18 protein-coding genes are annotated in these 24,136 nt (G+C 67.6%); 3 read left to right on the top strand and 15 right to left on the bottom strand.

Translation table 11 applies throughout. The annotated features are described in order from the left end of the window. Nucleotides 1-20 precede the first annotated feature (20 nt). Nucleotides 21-2,474 (top strand): glycoside hydrolase family 2 protein, encoded by a 2,454-nt coding sequence (locus tag WS95_RS04780; protein WP_257139588.1) that lies wholly within the window; start codon nt 21-23, stop codon nt 2,472-2,474. A 41-nt stretch (nt 2,475-2,515) separates the two neighbouring features. On the opposite strand, the gene WS95_RS04785 is transcribed toward WS95_RS04780, so the two are convergent. Together WS95_RS04785 and WS95_RS34650 are read right to left on the bottom strand one after the other, a co-directional pair. Next, on the bottom strand, nt 2,516-3,907 hold the full coding sequence (locus WS95_RS04785) for a sigma-54 dependent transcriptional regulator (RefSeq protein ID WP_034204976.1): 1,392 nt from the start codon (nt 3,905-3,907) through the stop codon (nt 2,516-2,518). Between the two features lie 495 nt (nt 3,908-4,402). Beyond that, the gene (locus tag WS95_RS34650; protein ID WP_156444431.1) at nt 4,403-4,891 is read right to left on the bottom strand and encodes a hypothetical protein; all 489 of its coding nucleotides are present in this window, start codon (nt 4,889-4,891) and stop codon (nt 4,403-4,405) included. Nucleotides 4,892-5,207: 316 nt separating this feature from the next. On the opposite strand from WS95_RS34650, the gene WS95_RS04790 reads away from it, so the two are divergent. Together WS95_RS04790 and WS95_RS04795 are read left to right on the top strand one after the other, a co-directional pair. After that, nucleotides 5,208-5,786: a hypothetical protein gene (locus tag WS95_RS04790; RefSeq protein ID WP_059822806.1), complete on the top strand. Its 579-nt coding sequence runs from the start codon at nt 5,208-5,210 to the stop codon at nt 5,784-5,786. Continuing rightward, nucleotides 5,783-7,348: a mannose-1-phosphate guanylyltransferase/mannose-6-phosphate isomerase gene (locus WS95_RS04795; RefSeq protein WP_059822558.1), complete on the top strand. Its 1,566-nt coding sequence runs from the start codon at nt 5,783-5,785 to the stop codon at nt 7,346-7,348. The genes WS95_RS04790 and WS95_RS04795 overlap by 4 nt, the downstream gene beginning before the upstream one ends. A 24-nt stretch (nt 7,349-7,372) precedes the next feature. Here WS95_RS04795 and WS95_RS04800 read toward each other — a convergent pair whose 3' ends face one another. The 13 genes from WS95_RS04800 to WS95_RS04860 all read right to left on the bottom strand — a co-directional run bounded on the left by WS95_RS04800 (nt 7,373) and on the right by WS95_RS04860 (nt 24,012). Then, complete coding sequence (locus WS95_RS04800; RefSeq protein WP_059783707.1) at nt 7,373-8,662, bottom strand: hypothetical protein; 1,290 nt, start codon at nt 8,660-8,662, stop codon at nt 7,373-7,375. A 100-nt stretch (nt 8,663-8,762) separates the two neighbouring features. Continuing rightward, nucleotides 8,763-9,977, bottom strand: coding sequence for a glycosyltransferase (locus WS95_RS04805; protein WP_080747711.1), 1,215 nt, complete (start codon nt 9,975-9,977; stop codon nt 8,763-8,765). A 156-nt stretch (nt 9,978-10,133) separates the two neighbouring features. Then, nucleotides 10,134-11,327, bottom strand: coding sequence for an acyltransferase family protein (locus WS95_RS04810; RefSeq protein WP_059822560.1), 1,194 nt, complete (start codon nt 11,325-11,327; stop codon nt 10,134-10,136). A 105-nt stretch (nt 11,328-11,432) separates the two neighbouring features. After that, nucleotides 11,433-13,244, bottom strand: coding sequence for an alpha/beta hydrolase (locus WS95_RS04815; RefSeq protein ID WP_063890143.1), 1,812 nt, complete (start codon nt 13,242-13,244; stop codon nt 11,433-11,435). A 200-nt stretch (nt 13,245-13,444) separates the two neighbouring features. Next, a complete protein-coding gene (locus WS95_RS04820) occupies nt 13,445-14,653 on the bottom strand; it encodes a glycosyltransferase (protein WP_179950166.1) in 1,209 nt (402 codons plus the stop codon). 88 nt (nt 14,654-14,741) lie between these two features. Next, on the bottom strand, nt 14,742-15,980 hold the full coding sequence (locus WS95_RS04825) for a hypothetical protein (protein ID WP_034204981.1): 1,239 nt from the start codon (nt 15,978-15,980) through the stop codon (nt 14,742-14,744). Then, entirely contained in the window at nt 15,977-17,410 is a 1,434-nt protein-coding gene (locus WS95_RS04830) for a DUF6418 domain-containing protein (protein ID WP_059822808.1), read from the bottom strand. Before WS95_RS04830 ends, WS95_RS04825 begins: the two co-directional genes overlap by 4 nt. Nucleotides 17,411-17,421: 11 nt before the next feature. Then, nucleotides 17,422-18,603 carry a glycosyltransferase gene (locus tag WS95_RS04835; protein ID WP_179950167.1) on the bottom strand — a complete coding sequence of 394 codons (1,182 nt, stop codon included), beginning with the start codon at nt 18,601-18,603 and terminating at the stop codon, nt 17,422-17,424. A 44-nt stretch (nt 18,604-18,647) separates the two neighbouring features. Next, nucleotides 18,648-20,870, bottom strand: coding sequence for a GNVR domain-containing protein (locus tag WS95_RS04840; protein ID WP_257139589.1), 2,223 nt, complete (start codon nt 20,868-20,870; stop codon nt 18,648-18,650). Between the two features lie 227 nt (nt 20,871-21,097). Then, complete coding sequence (gene gmhB, locus WS95_RS04845) at nt 21,098-21,670, bottom strand: D-glycero-beta-D-manno-heptose 1,7-bisphosphate 7-phosphatase (protein ID WP_059822567.1); 573 nt, start codon at nt 21,668-21,670, stop codon at nt 21,098-21,100. Beyond that, a complete protein-coding gene (locus WS95_RS04850; protein WP_257139590.1) occupies nt 21,660-22,391 on the bottom strand; it encodes a nucleotidyltransferase family protein in 732 nt (243 codons plus the stop codon). Before WS95_RS04850 ends, gmhB begins: the two co-directional genes overlap by 11 nt. After that, nucleotides 22,388-22,969, bottom strand: a complete 582-nt coding sequence (locus WS95_RS04855) for a D-sedoheptulose 7-phosphate isomerase (RefSeq protein WP_059500698.1) — start codon at nt 22,967-22,969, stop codon at nt 22,388-22,390. Before WS95_RS04855 ends, WS95_RS04850 begins: the two co-directional genes overlap by 4 nt. Then, entirely contained in the window at nt 22,966-24,012 is a 1,047-nt protein-coding gene (locus WS95_RS04860) for a GHMP family kinase ATP-binding protein (RefSeq protein WP_034206207.1), read from the bottom strand. Before WS95_RS04860 ends, WS95_RS04855 begins: the two co-directional genes overlap by 4 nt. Between the last annotated feature and the right edge of the window lie 124 nt (nt 24,013-24,136).

Here is a 24,136-nt window from a genome sequence, read left to right on the forward strand (position 1 = left end):
GCACCCCGCCCGCATGGTCGATGCTGGCGACGGCCGCGGGCGCCGTGCGCGAACCGCGCGACCTCCCGGCCGATCACGGCGACTGGATCGCGGCGCCGGTGCCCGGCACGGTCGCGCAGGCGCTCGCGCTGGCCGGCCGGCTCGACGAAGCCGCGTCGCTCGACGAGCGCGACCACTGGTACCGGCTCGAGCTACGCGGGCGCGGGCCGCGCATCCTGCGCTTTCACGGCCTCGCGACGCTCGCCCACGCCTGGCTCGACGACACGCCGATCCACCGCTCGGACAGCATGTTCGTCGCGCACGACGTGCCCGTGTCGCTCGACGGCACGCACCGGCTGACCCTCTGTTTCCGCGCGCTCGCGCCGCATCTGCGCGACGCGCGCGCGCCGCGCCGTGCGCGCTGGCGCACGCGGCTCGCCGAACCGGCCGCCTTGCGCACGATCCGCACGTCACTGTTCGGGCACATGCCGGGCTGGTTTCCGCCGTATGTGCCCACCGGCCCGTGGCGGCCCGTCGAGGTGCTCGATCCGACCAGCGGCCCCGTTCTGGCCGATTGCAAACTGCATGCCCGTATCGAAGGCGACACGGGCTGGCTCGACGCGGAACTGACGTTCGCCGCGCCGCTGCCCGCCGCGTTCGCGGCGCGGCTGTCTTGCGGCGACCATCACGCGACGCTCGAACGTGCCGACATCGACCAAGTGCGCGCAAGCGTCGCGATACCGAACGTGCGCCGCTGGTGGCCGCATACGCACGGCGAACCGGCGCTCTACGAGATCGCGCTGCATATCGGCGCCGCGCGCCGGCCGCTCGGCTCGACGGGTTTCCGTACGATCGAGGTCGATTCCGGCGCCGACGGCAAGGGGTTCGGGCTGCGCATCAACGGCGTGCCGGTGTTCGCGCGCGGCGCATGCTGGAGCAGCGCCGCGCCGCTCGCGCTGCACGCGGACGACGCGACCTACGCCCGCCTGCTCGGGCTCGCACGCGACGCCGGCTTCAACATGATCCGCGTCGGCGGCACGATGACCTACGAGGCCGACGCGTTCCACGCATGGTGCGACCGGCTCGGGCTGCTGGTCTGGCAGGACTTCGGTTTCGCCAACTTCGATTACGCGCTCGACGATCCCGCGTTCGCGGCCAACGTCGAGCGCGAAGCGAGCCAGTTCCTGTCGCGTCGCGGCGCGTCGCCGTCGCTCGCGGTGCTGTGCGGCGGCAGCGAGATCGCGCAACAGGCGGCGATGTCGGGACTCGGGCCGAAGCAGCGCTTCGTCGAGCTGACGGCCGACCGGCTGGCCGGCCACGCGGCCGTGCACCGCCCCGATGTCCCGTACGTGCCCGATTCGCCCGACGGCGGCGTGCTGCCGTTCACGCCGCGCGAACGTGTGTCGCACTACTACGGCGTCGGCGCGTACCTGCGTCCGCTCGACGACGCGCGCCGCGCGGACGTGCGCTTTGCGAGCGAATGCCTCGCGTTCGCGAACGTGCCATGCGATGCGACGCTCGCGGAACTCGGCTGGCCCGGCGTGCACGAGCCGCGCTGGAAGGCGGCGGTGCCGCGCGACCCCGGCACGTCGTGGGATTTCGACGATATCCGCGACCACTATCTGCAGACGCTGTACGACGTCGCGCCCGACCGGCTGCGACGCGAGGATCCGGCGCGCTACGTCGAGCTGTCGCGTGCGGTGATCGCGGACGTGATGCGCGAGACGTTCTCCGAATGGCGACGCGCCGGTTCGCGTTGCGCCGGCGCGCTCGTGTGGCAGTTCCAGGACGTGATGCAGGGCGCCGGATGGGGCGTGATCGACGCCGCGCACCGCCCGAAATCGGCATGGTATGCGCTGCGCCAGGTGCTGCAGCCGATCCAGGTGCTGCTCGTGGACGAAGGCCTGAACGGGCTCGACGTGCACGTGGTCAACGAGCGCCCGGCGCCGCTGTCGGCCGCGATCGATCTGGTCGCGCTACGCGACGGCCGTACGCCGGTCGCACGGGCCGGCTGCCCGGTGCGGATCGCCGCGCACGACACGGTGCGGCTCGGCTCGGCCGAGCTGCTCGGCCGCTTCTTCGACTGGACCTACGCGTACCGCTTCGGCCCCTGCGAACACGATACGGTCGTCGCGACGCTGCGCGCCGACGACGGCACGCTGCTGTCGCAGGCGTTCCATTTCCCGTCCCGCACGCATCCTGCCGTGCTGGCGCGTCGCGAGCCGGGGATCGAAGCGTGCGTATCGCGCACCGGCGAGACCTGGCACGTCGACATCGACACGCGGCATGTCGCGCGCCACGTGCAGATCGACGCACCGGGTTTCATGCCGAGCGACGACTGGTTCCATCTCGCGCCCGGCACGCCGGCGCGCATCGCGCTCATTCCATTGCGAATCGACGGGAAGCCCGCGGCGGCCGACGACCATGCGCCGCCCGCGGTGGAAATCCGGGCCGTGAACGCCGCACGCGCGGTACGGGCCAGCCAGGCAGGGTGACGCGACGCTCGCGGCCGCCGCGAGCGTCGGGCCGCCGCGTGTCAGTCGGACGAGCCCGTGCTGCGCGGCCGCTCGATGCCGTACGCCTCCATCCAGCGATACAGCGTCGCGCGCGACACGCCGAGTTCGCGCGCGGAAGCGGCGACGCGCCCGCGCGTGCGCAGCAACGCGGTTTCGATCGCTTCGCGCTCGATCGACTTGCGGATGTCGGCCACCGACGGCGACGCCGCGTCGAGACAGTATTCGAGCTCGAGATCCTGCGCGGTGATCAGGCGCCCTTCCGTCATCACGACCGCCCGGCGCACGCGGTTGATCAATTCGCGGACGTTGCCCGGCCAGTCGTGCTTGTAGAGCGCCGTGATCGCATCCGTCGAGAACCCGCGCACGCGATGGCGCGCATCGCCGCGAAAGCGCTCGAGCATGTGATGCGCGAGTAGTTCGATGTCCTTGCCACGCGCGCGCAGCGGCGGCTGATCGATGCGCATCACGCACAGACGGTGGAACAGGTCGGCGCGAAAGCGCCCTTCCTCCATCGCATCGCGCAGATCGACGTGCGTCGCCGACACGATCCGGACATCGACCGGCACCGGATCGCTGCCGCCAAGCCGATGAATCGCACGTTCCTGCAGAAACCGCAGCAGGCTCGCCTGGCTTTCGTGCGGCAGGTCGCCGATTTCGTCGAGCAGCAGCGTGCCGCCGTTCGCGGCCTCGACGTAGCCGATCTTGCGCGCGTTCGCGCCGGTAAACGCGCCGCGCTCGTAGCCGAACAGTTCCGATTGCAGCAGGTGCGGCGGAATCGCGCCGCAGTTGACCGCGACGAACGGACCGTTGCGCCGCTCCGAATGACGATGGATCGCGACGGCCGTGAGTTCCTTGCCGGTTCCCGTTTCGCCGAACACGAACACCGGTGCGTCGGTGCGCGCGAAACGCCGCACCGTGTCGAACAGCCGCAGCATCGCGCTGCAGGTGCCGACGATGCCCTTTTCCTCCGATTCGAGTTGTTCGCGATCGCGCGCGAACAGGCATTCCATACCGTAGGCGTGGCCGACCGTATCGGCGATCCGCTGGTGCGACGCCGGCAGCGTGACGTAGTCGAAGCAGTAGTCGCGCAACAGCGCGCGCACGTTCGGCGAGGCAGTCTGGCCGGCGTCCACGAGCGCTACCCAGACGACATCGCGCATCGACGCGCAGGTCGACGCGATGCTGCCGATCGCATCGGCGTGGCCGCCGCTCAAATCGAGAATGCCGCAGGTAATTTCGCCGGACGTGTCGCGCAGCTCGTTCGCATGCGCGACGACCGACACTTTCCAGTCGCGGCGCGACAATTCCTTTCGCAGCATCACGGACGGCGACTGCGTCCAGTAAATCAGCGGACGCTGCCCGTTACCGCTCCCCACGCCGGCGCTCTTATCGCGCGTTATTGGCATATTCATAACGAACCATCACTTTCCGCACTCCGCGAACCGTTCGCGTGCGCTGCGGTCGGCGGCGCATGGCCGCCTTTCCGCGCTGCGTTTCCGCAGCTTTGGCGAAGATCGAAACTGCACACGGCGAGAACCCCCGGAGATCGAGCCGGCTGTCATCCGGCCTCGTTGTCATCGAACTCGAACGGAATGCGCGACTGCAGGAGCCATGACATTCCGGCTTTGAAGCGACCCGCCGTCAGGCGGGGCACGTCGGCACACGGAAACGCCGACCCGCATGTGCGTCGCGTCGTACACGACGGTCGCACCCGATGCCGAGCCGGAGGGCTGCCAAACCGCGCGCGGCTCGACCGCCCCATTTCATCCGCACCTGAATTTACACCCCGTTGCCAGTTGGCCTTGTTACCAAAAGATAAACGTGAATCAGTCGGTTACGCTACCAGTGGCCCGGCGCTCCGCGTTTTTGACCACTGAGATTTGATTATCTATGACCATTCCCGTCAATCAGTGGCAAATACTACTTTTCCGCAAGATTGATCCGGTCGATTGCCCGCGATTTCCATCGAAATCTCCCAAAAAGCAAAGTACCGTGCTCCGCGGAACGCATAATCGCGCGCGCCCCCGGGTAGCCGCATCGCCTCGCGCCCGCGCGCCGGCCACCCGGCCGTTACACGTCGTAATCACCGGCATCGCGTCGCGCAGGCGCTTTTCGGCGAAATCCCGCCGGCCGGCCGGATGCCGGGCGCCGGCCCGCGCGTCGTGCGGTGCAGCATGACGGCCGACCTTGCGCGATCCGCCCACCCGCAGGTTTCGGCCCGAAGCGGCCCGCACCGGCAGATCGCCCCGGCGGCGCAGGCGCCCGAGCGGCAACGCCCGCTTGCGGGCGTGCAGGATGGCGACGGGATGCGGGAGGATCGCCTCGCCCGGCGCGCACGATGCGATCGACGGCGAGCCAGGGCCCGGCACGCCCGCGCACACCCGGTCCGTCGTCAACGATCGCCGTCTCGACCCGTGTCCCGGCGCGCGGTTTGCGTGCGATGTCGGCCGGCCGCGCTTCATTGCAGGCCGTCACGATGAACCAATTATGAAAAGGCACCGGCCCCGACGGTGTGTGCTACCGCACATTGCGACGCTCCCGTGACGCGCGCATCGCCCGGTATCCCGCGCCGCGCCTGCGAATCCGGAGCGTGAGTGCGCTTTCGAACAGACCGCTGCACCATGCATCGGGATGATGAAGATCGCCGCGCCGCACGGATCGACCGCATCCGCGCGGCGCGGCGTGCCGAAGGCATCACGCGAGGACAGCATCATGGAATGGCATTGTTGTGAATTCGAACATCTGAGCGCCGTCGATCTCTATGCAATCCTGCGCGCGCGCAACGCCGTGCTGGTGGTCGAGGACGCGCACACGCACCTCGACATCGACGGCAAGGACGCGGGCGCGCTGCACGTCTATGCGAGCGTGCGCGACGGCGACGCGATGGAAGTCGCGGCCTACGCACGCATCCTGCCCGGCGACGACATCGATCCGGACGTCGTGATCGACAAGGTGCTGACGAGCGAAAGCTGCCGCGACGACGACACGCTCGAACGCCTGATCGGGCGCGCGCTCACCGCCGCGCAGGCCGCATGGCCGGAGGCGGCGGTGCGCACGCACGTCCCCGCGCCGCGCCAGGCGTTCTACAAACGGTTCGGATTCCGCAAGGCCTACGGGCCGTATCTCGAACAGGGCGCGCCGTTCGTCGGCCTGATACGGTCGGCCGATCGCGCGGCCGGCGCGCTGCGTCACCTGCTGTCGCGAGCCGTTTCGGTCTCGCGCCACGACGACGCGCGCGCCGACGGCCGCGCGCGCCCCCTGCCCCCCGCCGATACCGGAGCGAACCGATGACCCGCACCCTTCGTCCGGTTCCCGAACCCGATCTGCCGAGCATCCTGCCGGTGATTCTCGCCGGCGGCTCCGGCACGCGGCTGTGGCCGCTGTCGCGCGAGCAGTATCCGAAACAACTGATCGAGCTGGTATCGAACGAGTCGCCGCTGTCGGCGACGGCGCGCCGCCTGAACGGTATCGCGAACGCGTCGCTCGGCGACACGCTGCTGCTCGTATGCGGCGAACAGCATCGCTTCATGAGCGCCGAGCAGGTGCACGGCCGCTCGGCGCCCGCCCGCATCCTGCTGGAACCGGCCGCGCGCAACACCGCGCCCGCACTGACGCTTGCCGCGCTCGACGCGAGTGCGCTCGCGGACGATCCCGTGCTCGCCGTGATGCCGGCCGATCACGTGATCGTCGATGTCGGCGCGTTTCAGGACGCGATCGCACGTGCGGCGCGCTATGCGCAGGAAGGCGCGATCGTCACGCTCGGCGTGCTGCCGCGCCGCGCGGAGACGGGCTACGGCTACATCCAGGTCGGCGAGCCGCGCTCGGGCCGCCACGGCAGCCAGGGCGGTTACGCGATCGGGCGTTTCGTCGAAAAACCCGACGCGACGCTCGCCGAACGCTATCTGCAATCGGGCGATTACTGGTGGAACAGCGGGATCTTCGTCACGCGCGCATCGGTCTGGCTGAAGGCGATCGGCGCGCTCGCGCCCGACATTCACGCGGCCTGCGAGAGCGCGTGGCGCGCGGGCGTCGCCGACGATCCGTTCTTCAGGATCGATGCGGCGGCCTTCGACGCGTGTCCGTCGGATTCGATCGACTATGCGGTGATGGAGCGCCTCGCGGAACACGGCGAGCTCGGCATCGAAGGCATCGTGGTGCCGCTCGCGGCCGGCTGGTCGGACGTCGGCACGTGGGACGCGATCTGGGAAATCATGCCGAAGGACGATCACGGCAACGTCGCGCGCGGCCCGATCGTGTTCGAAGATACGCAGGACAGCCTCGTGCGCTCGGAAGGCCGCCTCGTCGCGTGCGTCGGGATGAAGGACGTCGTCGTGATCGAGACGGCCGATGCGGTGCTGGTGGCGAACAAGCACGACGTGCAGCGCGTGAAGAACATCGTCGCCCGCCTGAAGACCGACCGGCGCCCGCAGGCGAGCGAGCACCGCAAGGTGCAGCGGCCGTGGGGCCATTACGATTCGATCGATCTCGGCGAGCGTTTCCAGGTGAAGCGGATCGTCGTCGAACCCGGCAGGCGGCTGTCGCTGCAGATGCACTATCACCGCGCCGAGCACTGGATCGTCGTGCGCGGCACCGCGAAGGTGACGCGCGGCGCCGAGACGTTCCTGCTGTGCGAGAACGAATCGACGTACATCGCCGTCGGCGAGGTCCATCGACTCGAGAATCCCGGCCGGATTCCGCTCGAAATCATCGAGGTGCAATCGGGCGACTATCTCGGCGAGGACGACATCGTCCGCTTCGACGATCAGTATGGCCGGGAGACTTGCGTACCGCCGGAACCGGCTACGCGGAAGGCGGCCGTGCTGGCCGCGCCGTCGACGGGCGACGCGTGCTGACCGCACGGGCATGACGCCCGCGCGTCAACGCACGACGATCGCCGTCGACACGACGTTCTGGATGAACGGCTTGCCGACAGCCTTGATGAAGTAGGTGCCCGCCCGGGCGCCCGGCAGCGAAATGCTCGTCGTATCGGCCGGATAGCGGCCGGCCAGCGCGAACGCGCCGCCGCCGAGCTGTTCGTACAGCTCGAGATGATCGACGGTCTCCGGATGGGTGATCCTGACGGTCAAGCTCGAACCTACGGGCTGCGCGTCGATGGCCGTGCAACTGGCGATGCCGGTTTCGAGCGCGCTGCCCTCCTCGTAGTCGTTCCAGGTGATCAGCTGAACGAACGGCAATTGTCGCCTCACGTTGTAGCGCTCGTTGATGGTCTTGAACGTGTCCAGCCAGGTCCGGCCGCACGACGGCGCAAGAAAGCGCGGTGCCGCGGCGCCCCACGATGCCTTCGTATCGTCGAAGCCGCTCCATACGCCGCCGACCGTGATCGTCCCGGGCGGCTGATTCCGTGCGATGTCGTAGAAGCGCTCGCGATACAGCAGGTCGCGCCGTATGCCGGCCGCTTGCGGTGCGGCTCGCGGCGACGGTTGCGCCCACACGTACGCGCCCTTGCTGTACGGAAGATCGAAGCCCTGCGCCAACGTGTGAATCCAGTAGATGTCGGGGTACGCGGCGTGAATCCGTGCCCAGTCGGCCTTGCCGACCGCGTCCATCCCGAACTCCGACACGACCGGATGGCCGTCGTAGCGCAGATACTGGCTCGACGTGAAGTATTCGCGGCTGATGTACGCGAGGTTGTGCAGGATCGTCTCGGTCAGGTCGCAGCCGCGGCACGCATTGAACTTGAAGGAGCCGCTGTCGATCATGATCGAGAACGTCATGCCGGGAAACTTCGCCAGTTCGGGCAGCGATGCCTGCCACGCGGTATCGACGAAATGGCCCGCGCCGTACCAGTCGACGATCACGCCGTCGATGCCTCTCGAACGCATGTCGGCGAAGGTGCGAAATGCCTGGCGGGGATCGTCGGATCGATAGCCGACGTTCACGCCGCGCGGGTCCGGGCCCCACCATGGAAGATAGTGCGCGAGCACCTGCGTCGTGCTGCCCGGGTACAACAACGTGTGCACGTCGATTTTCGATATCGACGCCGTGCCGGCGAGCAGCCCGTTCGACGAGCCCTTGAAATCGGGGCTGCCGGACGTATTGGCCGGCGCGAGCGCCATCACGCGCTCGCCGCCCTGGCAATGACCGTAGACGGCCGACAACGCCAGTGCGCCAAGCGCGACCGCCACGATGCGTCGCAATGCCCGCATAACGTTCCTCTTGCTCGAGTATCCCGGCCGCGGGACGAACGCGCGGCCGGGATGGATCCTGGCCGAACCCGGCCCACGTCGACGCACCCGTTGCGCGCCGCTAACCGCCCTGCTGCCCGCCGAGCCCCATCCACGACGCAAGCTGCGCCGCGTAACGCGACGGCGTGTACGCCGAACAATCGTAGTGCCGATCGGCGATGCGCAGGTGACGCCCCAGTTCATCGAACGCGCTCGTCAGGCCGGCCGGCGAATTCCGGTACAGGATCTTGTTGCCGATCTCGCTACCGAACGTCGACAGGCTGCCGATCTCGTGCGCGAGCACCGGCAGCCCCAGCGTGGCAGCCTCGACCACCACGAGCGGCGCGTTTTCGGCCCAGACCGACGGCAGCACCAGTGCATCGTGCGCGCGCAGTGCATGAAACAGCTCGCCGTGGCCGAGCCGCCCGGCGAAACGCAGCCGGCCGGCCTGAACCAGATCCTGGTGGCGCGTTTCGAGCTGCGCGCGCAGTGTGCCGTCGCCGTACAGCGTCAGACTGCCGATACGGCGGAACGCAATCCGGCGCGCCAGCTCGATGAACTCGTGAATGCCTTTCTCCGCATCGAGCCGCCCCACATAGGCGAGATCGAACTGCTCGCGATCGCACACGCGCGGCGGGAACGGCTCCGCCAGCGTGCTCACCGGATTCGGCAGCAGTGCGGTGCGCGTGATGCCGCGTTGCGCCAGCGCCGTGCGCATGTACGGACTCGGGCACAGGAACAGGTCGAACACGTTCCGCGGATTGCAATACGCGTACACCGCGTGCCAGTGCAGTTTCTTCACCGTGTCGTGCAGCCGCCCGCGCGGGCTCGCCAGTGCGAACAGGCGCGCCGGATTCGACAGCGCATCGACCGGAACCGGCACCGGCTGCCCGTTGCGATAGGCGAGCAGGTTCGGGTTGTAGAACACCAGATGGTAGTCGTGACACGTGAGATACGTGCGGAATCCCTGCTCGCGGCGCCGCCGCGCGAGTACCGGCAGGATCGATTGCGTCAGCAGATTGTGATAGTTGTGCACGAGCACGCGATGCGGACGCACGTCGTCGAGCAACGTCGCCAGTGCGCCTGCCGCGGCGCGGTTCCAGCCGCGCGCGAACGCGCCTTCGGCCGCCGCGAAATTCGTCTCGTCGAACGAGTACACGTCCACGTCCGGGATATTGCGCAGCACCTCGATGGAGGTCTGGTAAACCTCCTCCGCGCCGCCCTTGCGCGCGTAGTCGTTGACGACGACGACGCGCGTCGCCTCCGCGCGGGCGCCGATCGACGACCACCCGTTCAATTCGCCATCCCGAACGTGCATCGAACCACCCGGTATCGCGGCATGCCGCCGCCATCGTCATGCACTACCGTACTCGTCAGCATCGTCTGCGCTCCGTATCGTCCATTCCATTCGTATCGGCAACGCGGGATCGCCGTTCCAAGCCGTTCCACGCCATTACCCGTCCGCGCGCCAGCCGCTCCGCACCGGATCCGGCGTCGCATCGACCGACCGATTGCCGACCGGCAGATCGCCGCCGCGACGCCGCGATGCGGTCAGGCGATGCGCGAGCCGCACACAGGGCGCCTCGCAATACCGGTAGCTCAGATACGACAACGCAATCAACGGCACGACCGGAACGATCATGTAGATGCCCAGCGGCCATCCGGTCCATCGATAGTGTTCGCACAGCCAGTAGAACCCGAACAGCGGGATCGCGTGAAACAGGTAAATCGAGTAGCTGACCTCGCCGAGCTTCGCCATCGCGCGTGCGCGGACTTTCAAGACCGTCGCCATCGCCACGAAGATCGCGACGCCGACCACATAAGCCAGCGACGACGGCAGATGATCGACGTTGTGATGACACCAGTCGTTGGCCGCGCCGACGAGCGCCACGCCGACGATCATCGCGGTCAGCAGCCCCGCCACGCATCGGTACGTCAGCGCAATGCCGGCGTGTTCGCCCCGCCCCCATCCCACCCGCAGCGTGTCGCGCGGCCGGTCGTAGGCCTGACGAAAACATGCGCCCCAGAACATGATCGCGAGGTGGTACGGCATGGCCTTGTACTGGCCCAGCGTGTCGTCCGGAAAGACGTGCAGCGCGACGGTCGTCACGAACACCGCGCACAGCCCGATGCAGGCGAGCGACAGGTCGCGCATCCGGTGCAGCCCGCCCCACCAGAACAGCACGAGGCAAAGCCCGTAGAAATACAGTTCCGTTTCGAGCGTCCAGTAATGCCCCATGACCGGCTCCTGGCCGAACGCGGTCGGGATCATCGTCGCATTGGCGATCAGCAGCGCCGCGCTCACCGGTTTGCCGAACAGCGTCCAGAAGACGACGCAGCCGATCGGAATGGACAACCAGAACGCCGGATACAGCCGCAGGAAACGGCGGATCAGGAAGCGCCGCGTGCCCGCTCCGGCGGGGCCGCGCAAACTGACCGGAATCAGCAAGCCGCTGATGCCGAAAAAGACCACCACGCCGATCCGCCCGAAATTGACGGAGCGCTGCAGCGTGTCGAGCCACTGCTGAGCACCCGCCAGCGCGACGAACCGCTCGGCATAGTGCGTCCAGATGACGAGCAGGACCGCGACGGCGCGCATCGCATCGATATGGTCCAGACGTCCGGAAGGTTCGGCATGCATCGTCATGGTCGCGTAGAGGTCGGCGGTGTCGCCGGGGAACAGACGCGTTACCGTATCACCGCACCGGCGCGGCGACTGTGCGACATGTGACACAGCCCCGCGTCGGTCCGGTCATGCCGGCGACTCCGCGTTGATGATCGTCGCCGCCGTCGCGCGACGCGATTCGAGCCCCTTGACGAATTCGCTGCACAGCCCGACCACCGCGTCGGCGGCATGCGAACCGAACACGCTGTGATCGAGATCGTCGAGTACGACGGCGCGCGCACCGGCAAATCGCGACAGCCGCTTTCCGCGCGGGCCGAAATACATCGTCACCAGATCGAGGCTGCTGTCGTATGCGCCGCAGACGAACAACGTGCTCACCTCCTTGCGCTGCAGCGCCCGCAGGATCTCGTGCGGATCGACCGGGGTCGTGTCCGCGCACGACCAGCCGGCGATCCGGCGTCGCCATGCGCCGATCCGCACGGCCAGCGTCGTCGTCGAACGCTTCAGCACGAGCCGGACGAACGGCATGATCTTTCGATCGCCGCTCAGCACCTGCTTCCACTTCTTCAGCTCGAAGAACGACGACCGGTAGCCGGCCATCGAATTGGGCCGATGCTCGCGCAGCGCGTCGGTCGAGATGCCGTCGGGCATGTGGAAACGCTGCAGGTTCACCGAGATGACGCCCGACAGTGCGCGTCCCGCCAGCGCCGCGCGCAATGCGCTGTATGCGCCCGAGCAGATGCCGAACGATACGACCTGCCGATACCCCTGCTCCTTCAACCAGTGGGCTGCCGTCGCGACGTCCTCGACGACGGCGCTCGAATAGACCGGCGGGGGCGCATCGAGCGGCGCGCCGCCGCCCTGCGCCGGCGAACTGTCGCCGATGCCGCGTCCGTCGAATCGCAGCGACGCGATGCCGCGGCGCGCGAGCTCGCGGGCGATCCGCACCGACAGCCGGCTGTCGCCGACGTGCGGACTGGCCGACGTGTTCGTGATCAGCACCACCGGCCCCCGGTCGTGCATCTCGTGCGGCGTGCACAGGATGCCGAACAGGCGGCCGGCCGCCCCGAATCGAACCGGCTGCTCGCAGGCTTCCGGCGTGCGCAGCATCAGGTCGGGATCCCAGTCCGTTTTCTGCGCGGTGCGCGCCGCCGGTCGCTGCGGGCCATCGGCGGCCGCGATCCAGTCGACGACGGCGTCGAACACGCGCGTCGGCAAGCGCGAGAACGTCGTTTCCTGCATGAACGCCGCATAGCCTTCGAACGGCCTTTGCTCGACCTTGCCGCCCAGCGCGTCGAGCCGCTTGCGCAGCGCTTCGGTGCCGCCGGCGCTCATGTCGACGATCAGCGTTTCCGATGCCGGCGCACCCGTGCGGTCCTTCAACGCGTCGATCGCGTCGAAGGCATTGAGCCGCGTACGGAACGCCGCACTGTAGATCTGCCCGAGCACGTTGAGCGGCGCGTCTTGCGGCTGGGCCGCGCGCAGCGGCGCCGGCAACTGGTCGAGCCAGATGTTGCGCATGATCGACAGCTCGCGCACGTAGCTGCGCCCGCTCGCCACCGGCGCCAGCAGCACCAGCCGGTCGACGTCGTCCCGGTCCGCCGCGAGCAACGCGAATGCCGCGCCCAGCCGCAGGCCGCACAGCGTCACGCGGGTCACGCCGGTTTCCTCGCGCAATCGCGCGATGGCCGCGCACACGTCGTCGACGGCCGTTTCGAACTGGTCGTTCGCGCCATCGGCCCCGGCGGAATCGCCGGTGCCGCGGTAATCGAAACGCAGCACCGGTATCCCGCGCGCGGACAGGCGATCCGCCAGATTCCGCATGCCGTCGTGACTCCAGACGGATTCGTGTCCGTACGCGTTGCACAGGACGACGCCCCGCGTCCCGTTGCCCGGATGCAGCCATCCGAACCGTCCGCCAAATATGATCGGTCTCATTTTCTATTAGGTATCGGTGAAGAATGGATACGGCGCCCTTCGGCCCGACTGCTGAATCGATCGGCCGCAGGACGGCAAATCTCCCGCGCCCGGCCTTCCCCTTTCCGGTATCCATGCTGCACATGCAAGGTCCGGAAGCCAGCCGGCCGCGAGCCGTTCGGATTACGCCATCGGGGCCCTCCTCTTCGTTGCGGCGCCCGTCACGACGGGCTGCCTGCCGGCGGCGCGATCAGCTCGCGCCACCGACGATCGAATACCGGCATGCTGAAATGCTGCTCGCAATACGCGGCGAAGCGCATGGCCGCCGCCACGACGCGATCCAGATCCGCGGCCGGATCGGCGACGAACCGCTCCAGTCGCGCGTCGCTCATCGCAAGCGCATCGTCGTGAAATCCAAGCCCTTCGAACGCGGCTTCGTTGCCGACCGGCACGCAACCGTACGAAACCGCCTCCAGCACCTTCGATTTGATGCCGCCGCGCAGAAAAGCAGGACACAACGCGATCGAGCACGCGGTGTAGACCTCCGCCTGCGTCGGCGCGAAGCCGGCGAACTCGACGTTCGGCACGGGCGCGTACCGGCCGGCCATGCGCCCGTAGATCACCAGCGGCGTTGCCGGCCGGATACGCGCCCACAACGCCACGAGGAATTCGATCGCGAGCCGGTTCTGCAACTGCCGGTCCGAACCGATGAAGACGAACCGGAACGGTGCCGCCGGACGCCGCATCGGCACCAGTGCATGCATCGGCGGCGCGATCACGTGCGTCTTCACGGCCTCGTCGTTCGTGAGGGACCGCCGCAGCGACTGCGCGTCCTCCGTCGAAACGAGCGTAACGGCGTGCGACGAGCCGATCGCCGCGCGCTCCTGCCGTCTCAGCGCGAATGCTTCATAGCCGAGGAATGCATTGCGGACCAGCTTCGCGTTGGCGAGCCTGACGAACGGCCCCGGAATCGACTTCTCCAGATACCCGGCCGACAACGGTAAATCCTGCTCGCGCAGGATGTTCGCGCGGCGCGACATGAGATCGTCGAAATCCACGACGATCCGGCAGCCGGGCACGCTGCGCCGCACCAGGATCGCGTAATCGACGAGCCGGATGCCGTCGAAATAGATCACGTCCGGCCTGATCGCCTCGACGGCGCGCAGCAGCGCCGTGCGCTTGCGCGGATGCGAGAACATCGCCACCTGAAGCGCGCACGGCGCGCCGCGCAACACGCTCCATCCGACCCGCACCGCCGCGCCGATCTTCGCGCGCCAGCCGCCGTCCTCGAACACCGAGCGGATCTTGAATTCGGTCACGTCCATGTGGTCGCCGATTGCCTTCCGGATGAAGCTCAGCGTGCGCTCCCGTCCGTTCGATACGTCCTGCGGAATGTCCCGCGTCATCACCATCAGCACCCGGTTTTTCACGAGCGTCCTCCCCTGCGATCCGATACCTTCCCGATTCCCTGTCCCGCCAGCCCGCGCCGGCGCGGCGAACGACCGCCTGCACGCCAGCTCATGGCCGCTCCCGGGCAAACGCGAGATTCCCGAGCACCACGCACCAGAACACCACGAGCGATACCGCAATGCCCGTCGAAGGCGCATACATCACCAGCGTGCGCGGCATGACGAACGGCGCGGCGACGATCGCCGCGACGATCAGCACCTGCTTGATCATGATGAGCCGGTAGCGCCGCACGGCCAGGAGCCACGTGCTCAGTCCCGCATCGACGAACGTCGCGATCGCGCAGCCGGTCGCGTAGATCATCACCGGCACGCCCTGCACGAACGCGGGCCCGTAGATCATCAGGAACACCTTGCGGCCGACGACGTAGCTGCCGACCCACGCGACACAGCCGACGAGGCCGAGATAGAGACCGAGCTTCAACGCCTTGGCGCGCACGAGCGGCTCGGTCCGCGCCGAAAAGACCATGCTCGGCGCCAAGGCCAGCGCCAGCGTCGTGCCGACCGAATTCCATTGCTCGACCAGCGACGCGGCGGACGCATAGATGCCGAGATCGGCCTTGGACACCAGCACGCCGAGCAGCAGCCGATCCATGCGCAGCACCAGCACGCTGGCCGCAATGGCCGGCCAGATCCGCAGCCCGCGCACGACCAGCGCTTTCGTGACGGCCGCGCTGCCGCGAAACGATTTCGGCGTCTTCAACGCCAGCTCGCGATAGCGGCTGAACGGCGCCGCGGCCGCCACGCAAGCCTCCAGCGGCCATGCGAACGCGGCGACGATCACGCCGAGCGACGCGTGCGCCGCGACGTACAGCCACAGCACCCGCACACAGCTGGCGTACGCCCGTGCCCGCGTGATCACCCACGGCTTCGATTCGGCGTAGGCCATCAGCGAACCGAGCGCGATCGGCTCCACGATCAGCGCGAAGGCCGCGATCAACGTGAGCTCGGATACGCTCGACGGCCGCATGACGATCACCACGACGCCCATGAACAGCAGCATGACGGCCAGCGTCAGCGTGAGCCGCAGGCGAAACGCGCGGTAGACGACCATGTGCCGCAGGCGCGGGTGCTTGCCGAGGATTGGCTGGATCACCTGTGCGCCGAAAATCAGCGCGACGCTGCCGATCACGTAGGCCAGCGACAACGCGAACTGCAGCTCGCCGAATAGCCGCGCGCCGTAGATGTTCGCAAACAGGTGATTGCTCGCGATCGCCGCGAGCGCACCGATGATCTTTTCGCACACCACACCCGCGAACGACGAAAACAGAAGCCTGACGAACGCGTTCAAGATGTCCCCGTCCGCATCGCATCGGCATGCACGCGCCGCGCGTCGACGCAATGCCACCAGATCAGCGCGATCGCCAGATAGAACAGCGTGCGCGCGCCGAACAAGGTCCAGTAATCGCCCTGCTGCATCGCATAGGTCGCGTAGGCGAAGATCTTCGTGGCCAGCCACAGCATCACGACGCCGCCGCGCATCGCGACCAGGATCAGCATCGCGCTCGCCACGCCGTAGATCGCGCCCGTCAGCGCAATGAACAGCGCGCCGCCCGCATAGCCGAACCAGTAGACCGGCACCGCCATGTTGCCCATCGTGAACGTCACGTCGTCGAACACGTAGGCCTTCAGGATCTCGGGCGTGCCGTACGACAGCATCAGGTCGCGCAGCCCGCTCACCGGCGCATCGCTGAAGAACGTCGGCTCGGTGAACGAGCCCAATGAATCGACGAAGCGCCCGAACGCGGCCATGCCCCCGAACGTCGGCGCGCCGAACAGGTGGGCGTCGCCGTCCACCACGTACCACGCCTGCCCCTGTTCGAGAAACCGCGACACCACCGTCTCCGCGACGTCGAGCCCCTGCCCCCGGTACGCGTAGAACACCGACACGCTGCCGATCACGAGCGCGATGAGCGAGCCGATGCCGAGGTAGCGCATCACCGGCTTGCCGTTCATCGCATGGATCGCGATGAACGGTATCAGGACGGTCAGGCATACGTGCAGCACGGCCATGAACTGTTCGCCGTGCAACGCCTCCAGCACCAGATCGACGACGAGCAGGCACACGGACGTCCAGCGTACGACCCGCGTCGAACTCGTGCAGAAGGTGCCGAGCAGCACCGCGACGAAGGTCTGGTTGTTCAGGAACAGGTTGAACAGCGTGCTGTTCGACGCGTCGTTGCGCAGCGCGTAGCGATTCACGCCGCTCAGCACCGCGAAGCCGCCGGTCAGGCCGGCCAGCACGCCCGTCGCGAGGATCGCGCCGACCAGCCCCAGCCCGAGCGCCACGCTCACCGGCTGAAGCGTCATCCGCGCGCGGATCGGCGGATGGACGGAGCGTGCGTTCAGGATCCGCTCGAACGCGAACGATGCGCACGCGATGAAAACGACATAGAACGACAGCAGCCGGCTGAACGCGCCGTTCGCGACGCCGAAGATGTCCGTTTCCCGCAGGAATCCGCCGGACTCGATCCCCACGCCGGCAACGAACGCGGTCAGTCCGATCACCAGCGTGTACAGGATCGACACGGCGAACACCGGCCGCACGACGATCAGCGCGATCACGCCCGCGACCGCGACCAGCAACGTGCAGGTCGCGCTCGGTTCCATCGCGCCGAGCGCCGGCAGCATCGCATTGACGCTCAACGCGAGCACGAACAGCGTCGATACGGCCACGCCCGTGAGCACCGCGGTTCGGCCGTCGGCCGGAATCGTTCGCATCGCCGCCTCTTTCACGCTTGTGCCCGGCTGGCGCGCGGCCGGCCATGCACGGCGCGCGCCAGCGCATCGTGCAGTTGCGCGCTGACCGCGCCGGACGAAAAGCGCCGCGCGTTCGCCCGCCCGGCGCTCACCAGCGCAGCGCGCAGCGACGGGTCGCCGGCGACGCGTTCGATCTGCCGGCCCCATTCGGCGGCATCCATTGCATCGGCGACGGCCACGAACGACTCGCCCATCGTGTAGCGGTACACCGGCAAATCGGACGCGATGACCGGCACGCCGACGAATTGCGCCTCGATCACCGTGCGACCGAAGCCTTCGTGCAACGTCGGCGATACGTACAGATCCGCCGCCTGGAAAAAGTAGCCGAGATCCTCGTCGTCGACGTTCTCGACGAAATGGGCGGCGATGCCCGCCTGCGCGGCAATGCCGCGGCATTCGTCGCGGTTGGCCTGGTTGTGCGCGCTGCCTACCCGCAGCACCATCACGTCCTTGCGTCCGAGCGACGCCAGCGCGCGAAACAGCGTCGCATTGTTCTTGCGCGTTTCGTCCGAGCCGACGTTCAGCACCACCAGCGCGTCGCCGATGTCGATGCCGAAGCGCGCGAGCAGCGTCGCGCGCGCCCGTTCGCGCACCGCGGCGTCGATCGGCGCATAGCGGTCGTCGAACGCGTTGGGAACGACCTGGATCCGGTCGGCGCGGATGCGTAGCGCCGCCAGCGCTTCCTGCGCGGTCACGTCCGACGGCGCGAGCACCACGTCCGCGGTCGCGATCAGCGACTGCGTCACTCGCATGTACGCATTCTTCAACTGCTCGACGACGCCGCGCACCTGCCCCGGACGCTGCACGTGATGCAGCACGATGCCGACGCGGCCGCCCGCCCGCCGGATCAGCGGAATCATGAAGGCGAGGTCTTCCTGGTACAGCATCACGAAATGTCCGGCGCGCGCCGCCGCGATCGCACGCAGCGGATACAGCACGAACTGCGTCCAGTAGCGCCGGAACGAACGCGGCTCGGCCGGAATGTCGACCGGCTCCACGTCGAATCCCGCCAATGCCGGAATGAAATCGATACATTTGAGGCTGTATCGCATGACGCCGTTCCAGCTCACCGGCCGCGGGCCGAGAAACCACACGACCCGCACCGCGGGCGACTCGCGCCGCAGCCCGTCGTTGCCCGCCATCGAATCGCTCATGCGTTGCACCTCCTCGCCCGATTGCATCGACGCCTCCCGAGCGGTCACGCGCGCGCCGCGGCGAAGCCGGCGCCGATCCGGCGAACGCCGTGCAACGGCGACGGCTCGAACCCGTTGAACACCAGCCCGTCGATGCGCACACCGATCTTGCGCAGGCTGTCGAGTGCGTCCGCGATGCCGACCGAATTCGCCGAACCCTGGCGCGCGACCAGCAACGTCATGTCGGCCACGCGCGACAAGGCCGCGATGTCGGCCACCGGCAGCACGGACGGCGCATCGACGATGACCATGTCGTAGCCGCTGCGCAACGACACGAACAGCTTGTCGAGACGCGCGACGTCGAACGGGTTGCGCGTCGACGCGCGCTGGGTGCCGGCGGACAGCGCATCGAGTTTCCCGGCCACGTGCGTGATCGCCTCGTCGGCCGGCAGCGCGCCCTTGAGTACGTCGGACAAGCCCGGCGTCGCGGCGACCGGCAGATAGCGATGCAGCGCCGGCGCGCGCACGTTGGCATCGACGATCACCGTCTCGAGCCCCTGCTCGGCGAACAGATAGGCGAGGTTGGCCGCAATCATCGACTTGCCCTGCGCGGGCGCGGCGGACGACACCAGCACGACCTTCGCGTCGCCGCCATAGGCCGCCAGCCGGTGTCGCAACGTCAGCGCCAGACTGTCCATCGCATCGGCCAGCGGCTCGTCGGCCGACTCCTGCGTCGCGATGAAGGCCGGCGTGCGGTTCGCATCCGCATCGGCCAGGCGGCGCGAATTCGGCAGGATGCCGAGCATCGGGATGCCGAGCGCCGCTTCCAGGTCATGCGGATCGCGAATGCGGCCGGCCAGCAGTGCACGGCCCTGTGCCGCGAGAAACCCGAGCATCAGCCCGATCACCGCACCGGCGAGGATCGCGATCAGGCGCTTCGGCCGGATCGGCTTGTCGCTCGCGACCGCCTTGTCGACGATCGACGCGTTGCCGACCGTGCCGGCCTCCGCGATCTGCAACTGCTGGGTATTGTTCAGCAATCCGACATAGAGCTGGTTGTTGACCTCGACGTCGCGCGCGAGACGCAAGTACGTCTGCTGCTGCGACGGCAGGCGCGCGGCCTTGTCCTTCAACATCGCAGCCTGCTTGTCGAGCTCCTTCAGCTTGTTGGCCGCCGCAACGACCTGCGGCTGCCCCGGCACGTATTTCGACAGCAGATCCTGGTACTCGAGCCGGGTTTCGAGCCGCGACTTGTCGACGAGCGCCAGTTGCTCGACCAGCAGCCGGATATCGCCCTGCGCGTCGATCGACCCCTGCTGGTTGCGAAACGTGTTCAGCGCCTGCTCGGCCTGTTGCAGCCGGGCCTTGACGATCGGCATCTGCGCGTTGAGGATCTTGAGGCTGCGCTCCGCATCGTCGGCGCGGCGTCTCGCGTTGAAGTTCAGGTAGGCCGCGGCGATCGCATTGAGCATGTGCGCGGCAAAGACGGGATCCGGATCCTCGAAATTCAGTTGCATGATGCCCGACTGGCGCTTCGTCTCGATCACGCCGAGTTTCTTCAGGATCGCGTCGAGACGCACGTCGGTAGCGACGCGCCGCACGCGGAATTGCGCACCGGGGTGCGCGACGATCCGTGCGACGTCCACGCGATAGCCGTCGCTCGCGCTCGGCTCGCCGACCACGCCGCTCAGCACCACCTGGCCGCCGCGGTCCGTCAGCCGGAAGCGGTTGCCGTCGAGATAGTCGAACGTCAGCGCCTTGCCGATCTGCGCGGCCGGCACCTCGAACGTCCTGAACTCCAGACGCTCGCCGCCCCAGGCCCACGACGACATCCCGAGCGGCGCGTCGACGAGGCCGTTCGCGTCCTTCGGCAGGAACGAACCGATCAGCCCGCCGACGATCGGAAACCGGTTCTCGACCGACACCTCGGCCTGCGCGGCCGTCGCGTTCATCGCTTCCAGAACGACCGAACGCGAACGGACGATGTCGATTTCGCCGACCACCGCCGAATTCTGGATATCGAGCGCCTTGGAGATCGACGACAGCGACCCCAGTGCGCTGGGCTTGTTCTCCTCGATCTGGATCAACATGTCGGCCGAATACACGGGCGTCGCCGCGATCGCATAGACGATCGCCAGCAGCAGGCAGGCCGCGAACACGGCCGCAAACAGGCGACCGTTGTCGAGCACGTTCTCCAGCAAATCGATCGGCGACAACCGCGTCGCATGTCCGGCGGCCTGTTTCGGTTCGTTCTGATGCCCGGTCAATGCAGGTCGGTCCATCTTCATGCTGAACTCCAGAATGGAAGATCCGGCTGGCTTCGCCGCCTTACGCGCGTTGTGATTCACGTTCATGTCTTTGAAAATCCGGCTGGAAGCCCTTCGGTGCCGGCCGGAATGCACTGCGTCGGGAGCCTGGATGCCCCGCGCTTGCCCGATCGGCGCAACGGCCGGCAAGCCGTCGTCGAGTCCTCGTTCGTTTCATCTCGGCATGCAGCCGTCGAGGCTGCGACCCGCTACGCACCCGCCGCGACGACGCCCGTGGGTTGCAGCGCCGCACCGATGTCGGACAGCCGCGCGACGACGTCGGCCGCCTGATCGGCTTGCACCGGGCCGGGCCGGTCGCCCACGAACAGGAAACGGCGCCCGACGCCGGCGCGCGCACCGGCCTCGAGATCGGACGGCTTGTCGCCGACCAGGATCGACGCCGACAGGTCGAGGTCGAGCTCGCGCCGCGCGTCGTGCAGCATCCCGGGTTGCGGCTTCCGGCATGCACATGCCTGCCGGTAGCGGCCCATCCCGGCCACCGGGTGATGCGGGCAAAAATAGACGCGGTCGATCCTTGCGCCACGCTCGTCGAACCTGCGGCGCATCCAGTTCATGAATGCGGCGAACTGCAACTCCGAAAAATATCCGCGGCCGATCCCGGCCTGATTCGTCACGACGATCACCTGGTAACCGTTCGCATTGGCCAGCCGCACGAGATCGAAGATGCCGTCCACGAACACGCAGTCCTGCTGCCGGTGGACGTAGCCGTAGTCGACATTGATCACGCCGTCGCGATCCAGGAACAGGGCTCTACGCTTCACTGGTTCCGGTCTCCAGCATCGGCGGAATCGCGGTCTGCGCGCGCCGGTAGTCCGCCGGCACGCCGATGTCGATGAACGACGTGACCTCGGGGAATACGCGGATGTCGAGCGCGTCGACCCGTTCGGCCAGGAAATCCCGCTCGAACGAAAATTTCTCCGGCAGCGCCAAGCCGAGCAGCTTGCTCGCGTCGACGACATACGTGCCCGCATTGATGTAGCCCCGTGCCGGCCGCTTCTCGCGGAACGCCGACAGCCTGCGCGACGTCGCATCGAATTCGAGCGTGCCGTAGCGCGACGCATCGTCGACGCACGTGGCCGCCACGACGAGATCGGGGCGCGTCGCGTGATGGAAAGCCGACAGCGCGCGCAGATCCAGGTCCGACCACGTATCGCCGTTCATCACGATCATGTCGCGCGCGCCGTGAGCCTTCAGCGCGTGAACGATCGCGCCGCCGGTACCGAGCGGCTCGTCTTCCTCGATCACGGAAATCGCGATGCCGAAGTCGCGCGACGTCACGAACGACTTGATCGGACCGCTGCCGTAGCCGAGCGACAGCACGACCTCCGTCACGCCCTGCTGCTGGAGCCCGCGCAGCATCCAGCCCAGAAACGGCTCGCCGTCGATCGACGCGAGCGCCTTCGGCAGTGCGTCGCCCAACACCGGGCGCAGCCGCGTGCCGAGGCCGCCGGCCAGGATCAGGCAGGGCAGCATCGCGTTCATGCGAAGATCCGCTCTTCGACGATGCCGCAAATGATGTGGCCGCATACGAGATGCCCTTCCTGGATCTTCGGGGTCGACGCGGACGGAATCTCGATGCAGATGTCGGCGCGCGTGCGCATCTCGGCGGCGCCGGGGCCGTTGCCCGTGAAGCCGACGCAAACCATGCCGGCCGTCCTGGCCACTTCCAGCGCGCGGAGAATGTTCGGCGAACGCCCCGACGTCGAATACGCCCAGAAGACGTCGCCGGGGCGCCCGGTCGCCTGAATCTGACGCTCGAACAGCTTCTCGTAACCGTAGTCGTTGCCGATCGCGGTCATGACCGAGCTGTCCACGGTCAGCGCGAATGCCGCGAGCCCCGGCCGGTCGAAGTTGAAACGACTGACGAATTCGCCGGCGATATGCTGCGCGTCCGCGGCGCTGCCGCCGTTGCCCGCGAGCAGGATCTTGTTGCCTGTCCGCAGCGCTTCCGTCACGCGTTCGGCCACCTGTTCGATCCGCGCCACTTGCTCACGGTCGGATACGAGCGCCGTCAGCACCGACAGCGTCTGGCGAATTTCGCTCTCCACGCCGATCGTCATTGATTCTTTCTCCACGACTGCGCACCGATGTCGGTGAACGTACAGTTGAGCACCTGGCCGTTGATCCCGTTGTACGCGTCCAGCGCGCGCATCACGGCCGACCGTTCGACCGGATCGACGAAGAACATCATGAAGCCGCCGCCGCCCGCGCCGGACACCTTGCCGGCCTTCGCGCCGGCCCGGACCGCGACCCGGTACAGATCGTCGATCATCGAGTTCGAGATGTTCTTCGCCATCCGCTTCTTCGATTCCCACGCGTCGCGCATCGACGCGGCGAACGCTTCGAAATCGGCGCGCAGCACGGCTTCCTTCATGCGTACCGCTTCGTCCTTGACCTCGTGCAACGCGGCCAGCGAATCGACGACGCCTTCCGTCACGTTGCTGCTCTGTTCCTTGATGATGTTGGCCGACTCGCGCGATACGCCGGTGTAATACAGCACGAGCGACGCCTCCATCTCGGCCTTGATTTCCTGCTTGATCCGCAGCGGATTGACGATCACGCGATCGCCGTAAAACTCCATGAAATTCAGTCCGCCGAACGTCGCCGCGTATTGATCCTGCTTGCCGCCGGCGAGCCCGAGATCCTCTCGCTCGATGTCGTGCGCGAGGTGCGCGATGTCGTATTCGCCGAGCGGCAGCGACAGCAGTTCGCAGAACGCCCTGACCAGCGCGACGACGATCGTCGACGACGAGCCGAGCCCGGATCCCGGCGGCGCTTCGGAGCACGTCGTGATCGTGACGGCCAACGGATGACCGCCGTGGAAATCGCGCACGATCCGGTTGTAGACGCCGACATGCAGCCCGAGGCCCTTCTGCACGTCGAGCACCGGCGACACCGGGCCGATCCAGCGCGTATCCGTATCCGCCGCCACCAGTTCGACCTTCGCGTCGTCGCGCGGCGCGATCGACGCATACGCGAACTTCTCGATCGTGACATTGAGCGCCAGACCGCCGAACCGGTCCGAATAAGGCGGCACGTCGGTTCCGCCGCCGCCCAGACCCAACCGCAAAGGCGCCCTCGAACGGGCAATGAAGCGTGTCATGAAATCTCTCGCAGACAGTGAGTCGGACGCCGGCACGATGCCGTTCGCGCCTCCGCACATTCGGTCGGAAATGCACGACCATGTTCGTTGGCGCCACTATGCGATAGATGTCCGGCACGCTGCG

It is taken from the genome of Burkholderia sp. MSMB1826, from assembly GCF_001526325.1.
GTDB lineage: Bacteria > Pseudomonadota > Gammaproteobacteria > Burkholderiales > Burkholderiaceae > Burkholderia.

What these genes read in the sequence shown, in the direction of transcription:
- WS95_RS04795 (WP_059822558.1), top strand. Translation starts at nt 5,783, where the DNA reads ATGACCCGCACCCTTCGTCCGGTTCCCGAACCCGATCTGCCGAGCATC.
- WS95_RS04860 (WP_034206207.1), bottom strand. Translation starts at nt 24,012, where the DNA reads ATGACACGCTTCATTGCCCGTTCGAGGGCGCCTTTGCGGTTGGGTCTG.
- WS95_RS04840 (WP_257139589.1), bottom strand. Translation starts at nt 20,870, where the DNA reads ATGAAGATGGACCGACCTGCATTGACCGGGCATCAGAACGAACCGAAA.
- WS95_RS04785 (WP_034204976.1), bottom strand. Translation starts at nt 3,907, where the DNA reads ATGAATATGCCAATAACGCGCGATAAGAGCGCCGGCGTGGGGAGCGGT.
- WS95_RS04830 (WP_059822808.1), bottom strand. Translation starts at nt 17,410, where the DNA reads ATGCGAACGATTCCGGCCGACGGCCGAACCGCGGTGCTCACGGGCGTG.
- WS95_RS04855 (WP_059500698.1), bottom strand. Translation starts at nt 22,969, where the DNA reads ATGACGATCGGCGTGGAGAGCGAAATTCGCCAGACGCTGTCGGTGCTG.
- WS95_RS04815 (WP_063890143.1), bottom strand. Translation starts at nt 13,244, where the DNA reads ATGAGACCGATCATATTTGGCGGACGGTTCGGATGGCTGCATCCGGGC.
- WS95_RS04850 (WP_257139590.1), bottom strand. Translation starts at nt 22,391, where the DNA reads ATGAACGCGATGCTGCCCTGCCTGATCCTGGCCGGCGGCCTCGGCACG.
- WS95_RS04810 (WP_059822560.1), bottom strand. Translation starts at nt 11,327, where the DNA reads ATGACGATGCATGCCGAACCTTCCGGACGTCTGGACCATATCGATGCG.
- WS95_RS04790 (WP_059822806.1), top strand. Translation starts at nt 5,208, where the DNA reads ATGGAATGGCATTGTTGTGAATTCGAACATCTGAGCGCCGTCGATCTC.
- WS95_RS04835 (WP_179950167.1), bottom strand. Translation starts at nt 18,603, where the DNA reads ATGAGCGATTCGATGGCGGGCAACGACGGGCTGCGGCGCGAGTCGCCC.
- WS95_RS04800 (WP_059783707.1), bottom strand. Translation starts at nt 8,662, where the DNA reads ATGCGGGCATTGCGACGCATCGTGGCGGTCGCGCTTGGCGCACTGGCG.
- WS95_RS04780 (WP_257139588.1), top strand. Translation starts at nt 21, where the DNA reads ATGCTGGCGACGGCCGCGGGCGCCGTGCGCGAACCGCGCGACCTCCCG.